This window comes from Novosphingobium sp. RL4 (assembly GCF_035658495.1).
Classification (GTDB): Bacteria; Pseudomonadota; Alphaproteobacteria; order Sphingomonadales; family Sphingomonadaceae; genus Novosphingobium.
The window spans coordinates 1,098,523-1,112,500 of the sequence record NZ_CP141945.1; the positions used below are offsets into that span (position 1 = coordinate 1,098,523).

12 protein-coding genes (1 of these 12 cut by a window edge) are annotated in these 13,978 nt (G+C 63.8%); 7 read left to right on the top strand and 5 right to left on the bottom strand.

Annotated elements, in window-relative coordinates:
• Positions 1–30 precede the first annotated feature (30 nt).
• The 6 genes from U9J33_RS21870 (at position 31) to U9J33_RS21895 (ending at position 7,138) form a co-directional block, all read left to right on the top strand.
• A complete protein-coding gene (locus U9J33_RS21870) occupies positions 31–453 on the top strand; it encodes a hypothetical protein (RefSeq protein ID WP_231635774.1) in 423 nt (140 codons plus the stop codon).
• A 29-nt stretch (positions 454–482) separates the two neighbouring features.
• Entirely contained in the window at positions 483–1,493 is a 1,011-nt protein-coding gene (locus U9J33_RS21875; RefSeq protein ID WP_292636583.1) for a response regulator, read from the top strand.
• Positions 1,494–1,620: 127 nt separating this feature from the next.
• Positions 1,621–2,826: a GGDEF domain-containing protein gene (locus U9J33_RS21880; protein ID WP_231635776.1), complete on the top strand. Its 1,206-nt coding sequence runs from the start codon at positions 1,621–1,623 to the stop codon at positions 2,824–2,826.
• A gap of 207 nt (positions 2,827–3,033) precedes the next feature.
• Entirely contained in the window at positions 3,034–3,372 is a 339-nt protein-coding gene (locus tag U9J33_RS21885; RefSeq protein WP_054436423.1) for a hypothetical protein, read from the top strand.
• On the top strand, positions 3,369–6,221 hold the full coding sequence (locus U9J33_RS21890; RefSeq protein WP_324699170.1) for a hybrid sensor histidine kinase/response regulator: 2,853 nt from the start codon (positions 3,369–3,371) through the stop codon (positions 6,219–6,221). Before U9J33_RS21885 ends, U9J33_RS21890 begins: the two co-directional genes overlap by 4 nt.
• Positions 6,218–7,138, top strand: coding sequence for a diguanylate cyclase (locus U9J33_RS21895; RefSeq protein WP_185999221.1), 921 nt, complete (start codon positions 6,218–6,220; stop codon positions 7,136–7,138). The genes U9J33_RS21890 and U9J33_RS21895 overlap by 4 nt, the downstream gene beginning before the upstream one ends.
• Positions 7,139–7,146: 8 nt before the next feature.
• On the opposite strand, the gene U9J33_RS21900 is transcribed toward U9J33_RS21895, so the two are convergent.
• Positions 7,147–8,202, bottom strand: a complete 1,056-nt coding sequence (locus U9J33_RS21900; protein WP_186000062.1) for a Leu/Phe/Val dehydrogenase — start codon at positions 8,200–8,202, stop codon at positions 7,147–7,149.
• A 137-nt stretch (positions 8,203–8,339) separates the two neighbouring features.
• Here U9J33_RS21900 and U9J33_RS21905 point away from each other — a divergent pair, with 137 nt between their 5' ends.
• Positions 8,340–8,801, top strand: a complete 462-nt coding sequence (locus tag U9J33_RS21905) for an Lrp/AsnC family transcriptional regulator (protein WP_054436426.1) — start codon at positions 8,340–8,342, stop codon at positions 8,799–8,801.
• Here U9J33_RS21905 and U9J33_RS21910 read toward each other — a convergent pair.
• The 4 genes from U9J33_RS21910 to U9J33_RS21925 all read right to left on the bottom strand — a co-directional run.
• Complete coding sequence (locus U9J33_RS21910; protein WP_221937258.1) at positions 8,773–10,278, bottom strand: PepSY-associated TM helix domain-containing protein; 1,506 nt, start codon at positions 10,276–10,278, stop codon at positions 8,773–8,775. The two genes, U9J33_RS21905 and U9J33_RS21910, sit on opposite strands and share 29 nt — an antisense overlap.
• Positions 10,263–10,823, bottom strand: coding sequence for a hypothetical protein (locus U9J33_RS21915; RefSeq protein WP_324699172.1), 561 nt, complete (start codon positions 10,821–10,823; stop codon positions 10,263–10,265). The genes U9J33_RS21910 and U9J33_RS21915 overlap by 16 nt, the downstream gene beginning before the upstream one ends.
• 2 nt (positions 10,824–10,825) lie before the next feature.
• On the bottom strand, positions 10,826–12,931 hold the full coding sequence (locus tag U9J33_RS21920) for a TonB-dependent siderophore receptor (protein ID WP_165913296.1): 2,106 nt from the start codon (positions 12,929–12,931) through the stop codon (positions 10,826–10,828).
• A 267-nt stretch (positions 12,932–13,198) separates the two neighbouring features.
• Positions 13,199–13,978 carry the 3' portion of a hypothetical protein gene (locus tag U9J33_RS21925; protein WP_054436429.1) on the bottom strand. The gene runs 12 nt beyond the window's last position, so the window shows 780 of its 792 coding nt (coding positions 13–792); the start codon falls outside the window, past its right edge; the stop codon is at positions 13,199–13,201.

A 13,978-nucleotide genomic window follows, 5' to 3' on the forward strand; every position in this document is an offset into this window, starting at 1 on the left:
ATGGGATACTTCAATATAGCAGTATTGATATTGCTGCTTCTGCCGGCGGTAGTCCTGCCGTGGGAAGGGCGAAAGCCTTCCGATCTGCTTTATGTGGCGATTGCGCTGGGCGGCCTGGCCTTCGCGGGCGCTCGGGGCGGCCTGCCGGCGGTCGGCTGGTCGGTTGCCGCCGGATTGGGGTGCCTGCTGCTGGTAACCGCGGGCGTGGCTGCGCTGCGCACCGGAATGCAGCTCCAGATCCTGACCGGCGGCCAGATCAAGCTGCTGGCGGCGGGGGCAACCTGGCTGGGCGTCGAGGGGGCGCTTTTCGTGATTGCGATCACGGCGCTGACCCTGCTGGCTCTGGCAGCAGTCCAACAGTTCCGGACCGTCGCTCGACGGCCTGATTCGGCGGCCATCATGGCCATCGCCATCTTCTGCGTCGGACTTCAGCAAGTCCTGCCCGGCACCTAGCGGCCCGCTCAGACGAGGTTATTTTGCACATGAACGTGATGACACCGACCTGGCGAACGCGACTTGGGGCCATTCTCAATCCGGGACCGGCCAGCGCGGAAAATGAGAGCGAATATCCGGTGCACGACGATACGCCGCCCGAGCCGGTCCTTATCGTGGATGACGACGAGGACTTCGGCAGCGAGTGTGCGTTCAGCCTCCAGCTCATGGGGTATGAGCCGGTTGTCGCAACAAGTGCAGAAGAGGCGATGGAGCTGTTCGAGGAGCACGAGATCTCGATCGCGATCGTCGATTACAATATGCCCGGACAGGATGGCATCGCGCTGATCCACGCGCTTTCGCAAAGCGCCGAGATGCGGGGGCGGCGGCTCCAGTTCATCATGGCCACAGGCTATGCCAGCAAGGATGTCGCCATCGACGCGATGCGGGCTTCCGCTGTCGACTTCCTGGAAAAGCCGGTCAACCAGTCGGATCTCCGCAAGGCGTTGCAGCGTATCAAGGGATTGCGCCAGACGCCGGAGGCGAGAGGCTCGCTGCTGGGAAAGATTTCCAGCCTGAGCACCGAACTTCAGCGCCTTGCGATCCTGATGGATGACCCGGACGCTTCCGCGCGGCGGGCCGATGTAGCTCCTTCAGATGAGATCAAGGCGCCGGTCGCCGGGGTTAATGCGCCCGCTTCCGAAACCGGGCAGTTGACGGATTACATCCGGGAACTGCTGCGCAAGGAAATGAAACGCAGGGAGATCGGCGGCGGCGAACTGTTCGGGGATCCAGCCTGGGAAATGTTGCTCGATCTTCTGCTGGCCAAGATCGAAGGCCGGCGCGTTTCGGTATCGAGCGCCTGCATCGCCTCCGGCGCACCGATGAGCACGGCGCTGCGGCTGGTGCGGCGACTGGTTGGGGAAGGTGTGCTCTGTCGATTGCCAGATGAGCAGGATCGTCGTCGTCACTTCCTGATCATCAATCCCAAGTTCGAACTGCCCCTGCTGGATTATCTTACCGAACAGCTTCGCCAGCGGTCGGCTGCTTCCACCCGGTAGCAGGGCGCGGGCTGACTCGAAAATTCGGCGATCAGGAACGCTTTGTTTACCAACAATCGTTAGCAAAGCCGCCGTTCCGACCTACGTGAATGGCCTGATGACTACCGACCCGCGGACAATGTTGTTCATGTCAAATGCGATCGCCTTCGTGGCGTCCGCATTCCTTATGCTGGAATGGCATCTCTTGCGGGAGCGGTCGCTGGCATATTGGAGCGCCGGTTTCGGCGCGATCGTGGCGGGCTGCACGATCACGCCGCTGCGGGAGCAGGGGTTCTTCATTGCGGGCATCTGGGTGGCCAATGGCCTCCTGGTGGTGGCGCATATCGCGTTTCTCTTCGGTACTTCCGCCTTCGCCGGAAAGCGTCCGCCCAAGGCATGGACATGTGTGCTGATCGCCTGGTTGGCGATGCTGGCCGTGCCTGAGGGGCCCGCGCGAACGCAGGTCCTGGCGCTGACCAATTCGCTGATCGTTGCGTTGCTCTCGCTCAAATGTGCGGATCTGTTGGGCGGGCTGCGCAAACGGCGAGACCCCGATACCACGGTGCTGGCCTTCGCCTTTCTCGGGCATGGGGCATTCTATCTCTTCAAGGCTTTCGCGGTGTTTCTGCCTGGGGCCTTCATCAACTTGACGCATTACAGCGGCCTGATGATTTCGGTTTCGCTGTTCGAAGGGATCATGATGGAAGTGGCCCTTGCGCTGTCCATTGTCGGCACGCTGCGTCGGCGCCGCGAACAGAGCATCGTGAAACTGGCCGAGCACGACCCGCTGACGGGGCTGCTCAACCGCCGTGGCTTCGAAGCGCGCGCGAATGCCCTGCTGCGTGCGGAAGCCGGCCAAGGGGCCTTGCTGCTGCTCGATATCGACCATTTCAAGTCGATCAACGATGGCTACGGACATCCTGAAGGGGATCGTCTGCTGATCGCCTTGGGTGTGTTCCTCAACTCGGCCCTGCCCGAAAATGCGGTCTATGCCCGGCTTGGTGGAGACGAGTTCGCCGTTTTGCTACCCGGTACCAGCGCCTTGTCGGCGCTGACGCTGGGCAAGACTCTTTGTCAGGGCTTCGCCAGGATCGGAGCGCGGGGGAACGGCGGCACGCTAAGCATCGGCTGCGCGACATATTCGGAAGGCTCGCTTGCGCTGGAAGAACTGCAGGCGATTGCCGACAGGGCGCTTTACGACGCCAAGCGACAGGGCAGGAACCGTTCAAGTCATCGCGATGCGACGCCTGCGGATACGGCCTTGTCCAGCATTCCAGCGCTGCATGAGGCGCACGTTCCCGCGACTTCGGCCGACGTGCTTTCGATCGCGGCCGCGTCGCCGACCCGCGCCTGAGGAAGCGTTAGGGCCGGTTATCCACCGGCGCGAAACCGCAGGCGCGAATCCCCGCCGTAAATCGAGGCATCCCGCTTGAGAAACCTTTACCAAAACAATACCTAATCAAGGTAAGTGATACAGTTTGGACCGGGGGGGACAAATTTGCGATCGACCAGGGTATTCAGCGGAAGACAGGAACTGCATGGCGCGGCTGCGCCGGGAGCCTTGGACAAACAGGCGTTCCGGCTGCGTGATCTCGTGCCGGCGGCGGTTCTCCTCGCTTCCGGGCTGACCGCCCTGCTGGTGGCTTCGGTCTGGAGCGATGCCGCCGATGGCAAGTACATCGTCGTGGCCCCGACCGACTGGTCGTTGTCGCGAACGATCGGTCTTGTCCGGTCGGCTGACGGCCGGCTTCTCCAGCGAGCCAGGATTCCCAACGTCATCTTCGCTTCGTCCGCCTCGCCGGACTTCGCGTCTCACCTGCGCGCTGCCGGCGCCTGGCTCGTGGAGCCGGCGCCCCTGCCGCCGGGGTGTTCCATTTCCGAAGAAGGTTCCGTGCCGTGATCGGTGTTCTCGACAAGTTGCGCAACCAGTTCGGCCGCTTCCTGATACCCCTGTTCTGGGGGCATGTACCGCTCCAGGCCGTGGTTGCACACGCGATGGGGCTATCGCCGATCCGGGCGGGGCTTGCCGCCGCCATCGTCGCTCTGGCCTACCATCTTACATGGCGACGCTGCGGTACGGCGCCCGCCACCCGCTATCTTTCGGCGGTCGCCCTGATGGCGGAACCGGCGATGCTGCTGTTCCTGCTTCGCGGACACCCGTGGCAGATGGACATGCATATGTACTTCTTCGCCATGCTGGCCCTGACCATCGCCTGGCTGGACCGCGAGACCATCCTCGTGGCGGCGGGGGCGATTGCAGCGCATCATCTGCTATTGCTCTACCTGCTTCCCTATGCGGTGTTCCCGGCTGCAGGCAATCTGGAGCGGGTCCTGCTTCATGCGTCGATCGTCGCTTTCCAGACTGCCGTGCTGATCTGGCTGAACAAGATGCTGCTCGCCAGCTTCGACCGGATCGGCCGCATGAGCGAGGAAATCGTCGCCAAGAACGCCGCGCTGGAAGCGCGCACGCGCGAGGCCGAGGATGCGACCCGCGCCAAGAGCATGTTCCTGGCGAACATGAGCCACGAGATACGCACACCCATGAATGCGATCATGGGCTTCTGCCATCTGGTTGGCCGCACGAACCTTGACGACCGGCAGCGCGGATATGTCGAGCGGATCAGCGGCGCTGGCGCCTCGTTGCTGAGGCTCATCAACGACATCCTGGACTATTCCAAGAACGAGGCGGGCAAGCTGACGCTGGAAGCGAGGCCTTTCGATTTGCGCGCGGCGATTGCCGGGCAAGTCCAGCTTCTCACGGTGGAGGCAAGTGCCAAGGGCGTGCAGATCGTCTCGCAGATCGATCACAAGGTTCCGAGCGCTGTAATCGGAGACGAGTTGCGGTTCTCGCAGGTCGTGCTCAATCTCCTCAGCAACGCCGTGAAGTTTTCCAACCGGGGCGCGGTGACGATCGCGGTCGATTTGCGTTCGCGGGATTCCTCGCGGCTCACGATCGAGCTTTCGGTTCGGGATCACGGCATCGGTATGTCTGCGGAGCAGCAGGCGGGCCTGTTCAGCTCGTTTTCCCAGGGGGACAATTCCACCACCCGGCGGTTCGGCGGAACGGGTCTGGGGCTGGCGATCTGCCGCCAGATCGTGGAGCAGATGGGCGGTGACATCGGCGTGGAGAGCGCGCCGAACCTTGGCAGCACCTTCACCTGCCGGATGGTCTTCGCAGAGCACGCGAACAGGCGCGCAGATGCGATGCCCGCACCGTATCTGCGCCGGCTTCGCGTTCTGGCGGCGGACGACAACGCAGCCGCGCGTCAGGTCGTGGAGGAGATCTTCAACGACTGGCAGATGGACGTCGATCTCGTTTCCTCCGGGGACGAGGCGGTGGCCGCCTTCGCCAGTGCGGCGCAGCAGGGGGCGGCCTATGATCTCGTCCTGCTCGACTGGAAGATGCCGGGCATGGACGGCATGGAGGCGGTGCGGACTTTGCGGCGCATGCAGCACGGCGCGCCATCGCCGGTGACGCTGATCGTCACTGCCTATGCGATTGACGAGATGGCGGCCGAAGCCGGAGAGGCGGGGGTCTCGGCTTTCCTCACTAAGCCGATCGACCCGGCGGCTCTGCTGGATACGATCACCTCGTTGTTCGCCGAGGCGCAACGGGCGCCCGCTCCCAGGCAGACGGAATCGGTGGCGGAAGGCAAGGTCGAGCCGCATTTACGGGGCCTGCGCGTCCTGCTGGTGGAAGATAACGAGATCAACCGAGAGATCGCGATAGAGTTGCTCACGCACGCCGGCCTGATCGTGGACAGCGCGGAAAACGGCCGGATCGCCTGCGAAAAGGTCATGGAACACGGCGCTGAATATGCCGCGATTCTGATGGACGTGCAGATGCCGGAAATGGATGGCATCGAGGCAACGACGATCATCCGCGAAACCTGGACGGCGGACCAGCTGCCTATCATCGCGATCACCGCTCACGCCTTCGAAACCGAACGGGAGCGCTGCCTGTCTGTCGGCATGAACGATCACGTCGCCAAGCCGGTCGATCCTTCGCAATTGCTCCGTACTCTCAATCGCTGGCTGAAGCCTGCCGTCGGATTGCTCGCGGCGGAGCCCGCGGGGCCCGATGTGCCCCCCCACTCTCCGGATGCGCTGCCCCGGCAGCTCGGCCCGTTCGATCTCGAAACCGCGCTCAAACGGGTGAATGGCAAGGAGGCCCTGCTGCGCAAGCTGGTCATCAGCTTCGCCAATTCCTATGCCCATGCCGAACAGGAACTGCGTGAGCGGATTGCGGCGGGGCAGATCGGCGATGCCCGGCGGCTGGTGCACAGCCTCAAGGGCGTGGCGGGCTCGCTGGAACTGCGCGCGCTGCAAGCCTGCGCGGCAGAGGTTGAACGTCTGCTCGCACAGGATGCTGTTGCCGAGGCGCAGTCTGCACTTGTCGGGCTCGTTCCAGAGCTGAACAGAGCCGTGGCCGCTGCCCGCACACTTTCCACGGAGCCGCCGCCGCCATCATCCTTGGGACTGGTTCTGCCGGTGGACACCGGCTCCGATCTCGGCACCATCCGCGAGGAACTGCGCGGCTTGCTGCATCGTCGCAGTCTGGGCGCGCGGCATGCCTTCGAAAGGATGGCGCGGGCGATGGGCCTGTCCGATGCCGAGCGACTGAATCACCCCCTGCATTGCGCACTCCAGAAGCTCGATTACGTCTCGGCTCTCGCCCTGCTGGATGACGTGCCCATGGAACCTGCGGGAAGCAGCCGGGCGGCCGCATCGGAAGGCATGCCTTCGTGACCAAGGCGACCATCCTCATCGTCGATGACGATGTCGCGAACATCGAGATCATGAACGCCGTGCTCGAAGACGATTACGACGTCTGCTTCGCCATGTCGGGCGAGGAAGCGATCGAAACGGCGCGGACGGTGGACCCGGACCTGATCCTGCTCGATATCGTGTTGCCGGGGCTGGACGGTTTCGAGGTTTGCCGGGAGCTCAAGGTCGATCCCGTGCTGGCGGACGTGCCGATAATCTTCATGACCGGCCTCGACGATTCCGAGGACGAGATGAGGGGCCTTTCGCTAGGCGCGATCGACTATGTGGCCAAGCCGATCCAGCCCGCCATCCTGCGGGCTCGGGTGAGCAACCATGTCGAGCTGAAGCGCCTTCGCGACAAGCTGGCCGAACTGGCGGTAACCGATGCGCTGACCGGGCTCAGCAACCGGCGGCAGCTTGAACGGACGCTGGAGGCAGAGTGGTCCCGAATGTGCCGCAGTGGTGACTGGCTGTCGGTCATCATGCTCGACATCGATTTCTTCAAGCAGTTCAACGACACCTACGGACATGTTGCCGGAGATCGCTGCATCGTCATGATCGCGGCCACGCTCAACCGAGCCTTGCGCCGCGTTACGGCGGTGACGGCCCGTTATGGCGGGGAGGAGTTCGTGTGTATCCTGCCCGGCGCGGACCCGGCTTCCGCGCGGCAGGTCGCGGAGGAAATCCGCAGGCAGGTCAACGCGTTGCAGATCCCTCACGAGACATCGCAGGTCAGTTCCTACGTTACCGTCAGCATCGGTGTCGCCAGTGCGCGCTGCACTGGCGACATGACGCCTGAACGGTGGATCGCGGAAGCGGACAAGCAGCTCTACCTTAGCAAGGTCGGAGGCCGGGACCGGATCGTCGGAACCCAGTTCCAGGTGACCTGCCTGGGTTGACGGCTGCGTCAGGCCGGCTCGGCAACCCGTTCCGGCTGCATCAGCCGCTCGGCGATGCGGTCCGCGACGGTCGAGGGCGGGAGTGCGTCCTGCGCCGCTTCATCGAGAAGCGCAGACACGCGGGGGCCGATCTGAAGGACGCGCTGGCGGACTTCATCGGTGCTTTCGTGAAGGTACTCGGCCGAGACGTTGATGATGCCGCCTGCATTGGCGACGTAGTCGGGCACGTAGACCAGCCCGCGTTCCAGCAGGAGGCCGGCGACATCTTCGCTGGAGAGCTGGTTGTTGGCTGCTCCGCAAACGATCTGGGCCTGCAGTGCCGAGACGGTTGCCGCATCCAGCACGCCGCCAAGGGCGCAAGGCGCGAAGACATCGGCGGCAACTCCTGAGATCTCGCTGACCGGCACGATGCTGGCGCCATGCTTCTCGGCGATCCGCGCGCAGCGGGCCGGATCGATATCGGCCACGACGAGCCGGGCGCCGGCTTCAGCCAGCAGATCGCACAGGTGTGCACCGACGTTACCGACGCCAAGCACCGATACCGTCATGCCGGAAAGGCCGCCGCCGAAACGGAACCCCGCAGCGAAGCGCATGGCCTCGAACACTCCGAGCGCGGTCCAGGGCGAAGGATCGCCCCCGGCGCGGCCGGGCAGTGCCGTGCGGCCGGCCACATGGTTCGTGTGGCGTGCAACCGCCTCCATGTCCGATACGCTGGTGCCGACATCCTCTGCCGTGACATAGCGGCCTTCGAGCCGTTCGACAGCCTCGCCGAAAGCCTCGAACAGGGCTGTGCGGTCGAACGCACCGGCCGGACGGCGAAGCACGGCCTTGCCGCCGCCGAAGGGCAGTTCGGCCATGGCGTTCTTGTAGCTCATGCCTTCGGCCAGACGCACAGCGTCTGCCATGGCGGCGCTTTCGTCGGCGTAAGTCCAGAACCGGCAGCCGCCGGCAGCCGGTCCGCGCGCGGTGGAGTGAATGGCGATTACACCGTCAAGGCCGGCAGCTTCGTCGTAGAGACGGACATATTCCATCGGCGGCGTCATGCGGCTGGCGCGGGCGACCATTTTCGAACTCCAGTCGGGATTGGCGTAATTGCCGCAAGCATTGTCGCAGGCCGGGCGGGAGATTTCTCTCCTCATTTGGGTGCGGGAAGCTAGTTTTGTGGCAAGACTGACCCGAGAATACATGATATGAGAATGAAATGACCGAACTTGATCCCTATGAGCGCAAGATTCTCCGCGAGCTGCAGCGCGATGCAGGCCAGACTACGGCGCAGATCGCAGAACGGGTGGGCTTGTCCTCTTCGCCATGCTGGCGCCGGATCGATCGGCTTGAGCGCGAGGGCTACATCAAGCGGCGGGTGGCGCTGGTAGATCGAAAGAAGGTCGGCCTCGATGCCCATGTCTTTGCGCAAGTGAAGCTCAACGCCCATGGCCGCGCCAATCTCGACGAATTCTCCGCCAAGATCCGGGAATTTCCAGAGGTTCTGGACTGCTACGTGCTGATGGGCTCGATCGATTTCCTGATCCGCGTCGTCGCCGCCGATATCGAGGCTTACGAAAAATTCTTCTTCGAGAAGCTGTCTCAGCTTCCCGGCGTTCAGGAAATCAACTCGATCGTGGCCTTGTCGGAAATCAAGGCGACGACCGAGTTGCCGATCTGACCGCGTTTTCCGGGACGCCGGCGCTCGGAAACGCGGCGTTCGCCTTGCGGCGGGCCAGTGGAAGCAGGCCGAGGCCTGCACCGGACAGGGCAAGCGCCAGGTCGATCGCCACCGAACTTGCGGGATGGGTCGGCGCCAGCGCGAAATGGCCTATCCCCGTCGCCAGCAGTGCGAGCCCCAGCGCTGTGCGCAGGCGCGCCGAAGTGATTTCGGCCGGGCGAAGCGTTGCGGCCGCGAGGCCCAGTACCAGCAGGCCCCAGAACACCGGAACCAGCGGGGCTTCGGCACCCGCAATCGCCCGCAGCCAGTAGACCAAGGCCAGCGCGAGCGGACTGCCCCAGATCGTCACCGCCCATTGCGCTTCAAGGCGGGTGGAGGGCCGCCCGCGCGCACGGCGCTTCATCAGCCAGAGCGTCGTGCCCGTCGAGATGATGGCGCAGAGCGCGAGGCCGAAGAGGAAATAGGCGATTTCCACGGGCACACCGCCAAAAGTGCCGAAATGCATCTTGTAGATCGAGGCGATGGCCTGCTGGCCGGTCCGTCCGTCCGAGAGGCCGACATTTCCGCGATAGTTGCCGGTGCCTCCGAACAGATAAGTCTCGCCGTAGATCAGGCGCCGGTCGTGGTCGGCAAGCACGGCAATCTGCTGGCCAGCGGTGCCGGGTTCCTCGATCGTCACATAGGTCACGCGGTGACCGGGACGGTGAGCGGCCATCCATGCCAGGGCCCGGTCCGCGCGGGCTACGGGTGCAGGGCTGGTATCGGCCTTGGGTTCGGCCCCGAACAGGGGGCCGTAAGCAGCCTCGAAGTCACCGGCATGGCGTTCCGCGGCGATGGTCTGGAATACCAGTTGTCCCAGGCCCAGTATGGCGCCGGTGAAGCCCAGCGCGGCCACGAACGGGAGCAGCCAGACGCCGAAGCGGTTGTGCAGGTCGGACCGGCTGAGTTGCGGCCTGCCCCGCAGGCGCATGCGGAAGGCATCGCGGAAGATGCGCGGATGGGCGATCACGCCGGTGACCGTTGCTGCGCAGAGCATGATGCCCAAGGTTCCGGTAAGCAGCAGCCCCCAGAACATCGGCAGGTGCAGGTAGTAGTGGAGGAAGAGGACGAACTCGGTCCAGACGTGCGCTTCCGGGGCATCGTAGCGCCCCGCGGCGTCGACGTAGGCCGCACCGTTATCGGTCGTCACGACCACGCGCGGAAGGCCCTCGGTCGGCAGGTGGATGAAGGCGTGAGTGGTTGGCTTTCCTTGCCGCGCGAGCAGGCCTTCCAGAGCGCGCTGGGCGGCTTGCGGCGAGATTTCGGCCATTTCGGCGGCGGAGGGTTCCTCCCAGCGCTGCAGGTGTTCCTGGAGGACGACCAATGCGCCGGACAGGCAGACGAGATAGAGCGCAGCCCCTATCAGCAGCCCGATTGCGGCATGGCCGGCAAGGGCGCGCTGCACTAGTCCTTCGGAAGGCTTCACATTGCCAGCCATGCAATCCCTCCAATCAGTGCGACCGCGACCGGCGCGGGGATCATCGCCGAGAGAGTCCTGCAGGTCATCTGCCAGCTTGCCATCGCAATCCACAACAGGGGAAGCAGGAAAAGCGCCGTTGCCGTGGCATCGGCTTCGTGGCTGCCGGCGCGGAACATCGCGCGTTGCACCACCCAGGCGAGCCATAGCCCGGCAGCAAGATCCAGCCCGACGACGACAAGGAACACGCCGCAGCGACGGGCGATATCGGGCCAGTCCACCGGGCCGACCGGCAGCGGCGCGGGCGCCCTTTCACGCGGTGTGCGCTGCGGCGCCGGGGTAGCGGCAGCGGCCTGCGCGATCACGGCCAGTGCCATCGTCATCGAGACGGTTGCGCCCGCCGTCAGTCCCCAGGCGCCTTCACCGGCTGCCAGCAGGACCGTGGCAACCGCCATCGCCGTCCATGCGATGGCCACCACGGCCCTGCTGCGCTGCCATCCGTAGCGCAGCAGCAGCGGACCGGCCGCACAAAGCGCCAGCGCGCCGGTGAGGGTTGCCCCGGCCATCGTCAGAAACTGAAGCCGACCGTTCCGCGCACCGTGCGCGGAGCACCGTAGTAGGCCTGGTCCCACTGAAGGCTTGTCCAGTACTTCACATTCGTCACGTTATCGACGTTCACTGCGAGCGACACGTTCTTCGTCACCTGATAGCGGGCCATGAGATCGACGATAGCATAACCTTTCTGCGTCATGGTCGCATCTTCGCCATCGGCGGTGAAGGCTTCGTAAAGCTGCGATATCCTGCTCTGGTACCGGGCCGAAACACCCATGCGCAGTTCGTCGAGCGAGGGCGGGGAATAGACCGCGCTCAGCCGTACCGTGTGGCGCGGAATGAAGGTCCGGGCTTTATCGCCCTGGTCATCCTCGATATCGACATAGGCATAGCCGCCCGAGAGCTGAAGGCCCGGCAGCGGCTCGCCCGCCACATCGACTTCGACGCCTTGCGACCTGGCGTTGACACCTCTGTAAAGCGTCTGGCCAAGGTCGGGATCGAAGCCGATGGATTCGGCCACATTGTCCTGCCTGGTCTTGAAGACGGCCACGGCGGCGGTGAGCCTGCCATCGTTCCACGCGCCTTTGATGCCGGCCTCGTAGGTTTCGCCTTCGAGGGGATCGAGGATCGATCCGTCCGCTGCGAGTTGCACCTGCGGGCTGAAGATCGTCGCATAGCTGGCATAGGCGGTGAGAGTGCCGGTGAGATCGAAAGTCAGGCCGGCGAACGGCAGGAACTTGGTCCGGTCGAACGAATAGGGCGTGTCATAGGAGATGCCGGTTCGCTTGGCATTGGTGACATTGCCGCCGATCATGACCTTGAGCGGATCGGCCAGCGAGATGCGTGCCAGGCCGTAGACACTGGCGATCTTGGTCTTGAAGTCGGCCGTCACGGCATAGTCGCCGAAGTTCGGGTAAGCGAAATCGCCGTCAAAGGCGCTGTTACCCGGCAGAGCGACGCCGATGGCATCTGCATCCACCGATTCCTGCTCGACCAGACGGGATTCTCCATAGTTCACGCCAAGGACAACGTCATGCTCCTGCCCGCCCAGGTGGACCTTGCCAGTGACATGGGCATCGATGGTGGTCTCGCGCAGCCTGTCGAGATAGGCGCCGGGATAGGAAAACAGTCCATCGCCGGTTTCGGGATCCTGTGCGCCGTAAACATAGAACAGCTTGGAATCCTGGTCGCGGGCGCGGCGCAGAACCGAGATTTTGGCGTTCCAGTCTTCGCTGAACTGATGAGTGACATCGGCAAAGAAGTTGCGGTCCAGCGAGTACCAGGACGACCACGGCTGGGCCGAATTCGCCGAACGATCGTAGGTCACTGGAGAGCCATCGGCATAAAGAAACGGCAGGGCGCCCCAGCTTACGCCTCGGGGGTCGCTTTCCTGCCAGGAATATCCGGCGGTAACGACCGTGTCCGGTCCAAGGTCGGCCGCGGCAACACCGTAAAGCGTCAGCAGCGACGAATGGTAGTAGTCGAGATAGGAATCGCCCGTGTCATAGGCACCTACGAAGCGCGTGCGGATGCTGCCGTCTTCGGTCAGCGGCGTGTTGATGTCCACGTCGCCGCGAACATGGTCGTAGGAGCCATAGCTCAGGCTGGCGAAGCCGCCGAGGTCGCGGGTCGGACGCTTGCGGACGAAATTGATGGCCGCCGACGGGTTGCCTGTTTGCGAAAGCAGGCCGGTGGCGCCGCGCACCACTTCCACGCGGTCGAACAGGGCCGTGTCGATGGTACCGTTCTGGAGCCCATAGCTAAGCGGCTGGCCGATGCCATCGAACTGGAAGTTGACGATGTCGAAGCCGCGGGCGTTGTAGTAGGTCCGATCGGTCTCGGCACTGTCCACGTTTACGCCGGTCGCGCGGCGCAGCAGGTTGTCCACGGTGTCCAGCCCGAAGTCCTCGATCTGCGCGCGGGTGATTATGCTGACCGCCTGCGGGGTTTCGCGAAGCGAAAGATCGAGGCGGGTGGTGGAGCCCTGACCTTCGATCACATAGTCGCTGGGGAGCGCGCCGGTCACGACGATCTCGTCGCTGCGAGGCTCGCCTGCCGTTTCGGCAGTATTGTCTGCGGCATGCGCGGCGAATGCAAACACCCCGTTTGCCGTGAGCGCCATGGCTGCGATGGGCGCGCTTCGCATCAACAAGGAACGCAAACTCTTCTTGGCTGAACGGAACCCGGACTGGTGCATTCGAAAAGCTCCTATAAACTGATAACGCTTCGCAGTCGCGTTAGGCGCAGTGATGGAGCTTCGCCTGGGAGTCAACGAACCGGGCAGGCGCGAGTACGCTTTACCGCAGGAGTGATGCAGTTATTCCACACTCCGCCAGTCAGGACTGCCGGCATACTTTGGTGAGAGCGGGCTGGCAGGCCGTCGGGCTGCTTAGCCCTCCAGTTTGCGCAGCCGGTTGAATAGCGAACTGCACTCTTCTCCCGGCTCGATAGCCCAGCTCCGTCTGGCGCACTGCCGTGCGCGTTCGATGTGTTCTGGTTCTCGGGTCTGCTCAAAGCGATCGAGCCAGAGCGCGCCCCGCTGGACGAACAGGATGCACTGTTCCGTGTGGTCCAGCCCATTGGCCTTGCGGATGAGGAGGTCGGTATGTGCAAGAGCGTCCGTTGTCCGCCCGGTCTCACGCAATGCCGAAACCATTGCAATGACGAGATCGCCGGGCGGGGGATCGCCTGCGCCCTCCAGCCACGCTGCGATCAGCTTTGCCTCCAGTTGCGCAGAACCATACTTGCGGGTCAGCCTGATGCCTTCGAAACGTTCATCCCGCCAGGGCAGGCGGTAAGCATGTGCGGCTTCGATTGCCGCCAGTAGTCCCGGTATGTCGTCCTGCCCGATGGATGTGCGGAAGCCGAAGGCAGCGATCTTGCGCCGGGCCGCTTCGAGCGCGTGATCCTCGGGAGTGCGCAATGCGTCTATGGCGCTTGTCAGTTCCGGCGTCAGGAGGATGTAGCCCGATGTCAGCGGCAGGCTGCTTGAACGGCAGTCGGAAAATTGCAGTCGAACGGCCCGGGTGCGAAGATCGAGGCTTAGGATGGTGGCGAGGTCTTCGGGGTCCTCGTGATAGAATTCCGATCCGATCAGGGCATGGACAAGAGCCGGCCCGCCCTTCCGGTGAAGCAGGGGCAGGAGTTCCTCACCGCTGATGTCCTCTGC

Coding starts and splice junctions, on each gene's coding strand:
- U9J33_RS21915 (WP_324699172.1), bottom strand. CDS start 10,823: ATGGCCGGGGCAACCCTCACCGGCGCGCTGGCGCTTTGTGCGGCCGGT.
- U9J33_RS21875 (WP_292636583.1), top strand. CDS start 483: ATGAACGTGATGACACCGACCTGGCGAACGCGACTTGGGGCCATTCTC.
- U9J33_RS21905 (WP_054436426.1), top strand. CDS start 8,340: ATGACCGAACTTGATCCCTATGAGCGCAAGATTCTCCGCGAGCTGCAG.
- U9J33_RS21910 (WP_221937258.1), bottom strand. CDS start 10,278: ATGGCTGGCAATGTGAAGCCTTCCGAAGGACTAGTGCAGCGCGCCCTT.
- U9J33_RS21920 (WP_165913296.1), bottom strand. CDS start 12,931: ATGGCGCTCACGGCAAACGGGGTGTTTGCATTCGCCGCGCATGCCGCA.
- U9J33_RS21880 (WP_231635776.1), top strand. CDS start 1,621: ATGTCAAATGCGATCGCCTTCGTGGCGTCCGCATTCCTTATGCTGGAA.
- U9J33_RS21900 (WP_186000062.1), bottom strand. CDS start 8,202: ATGGTCGCCCGCGCCAGCCGCATGACGCCGCCGATGGAATATGTCCGT.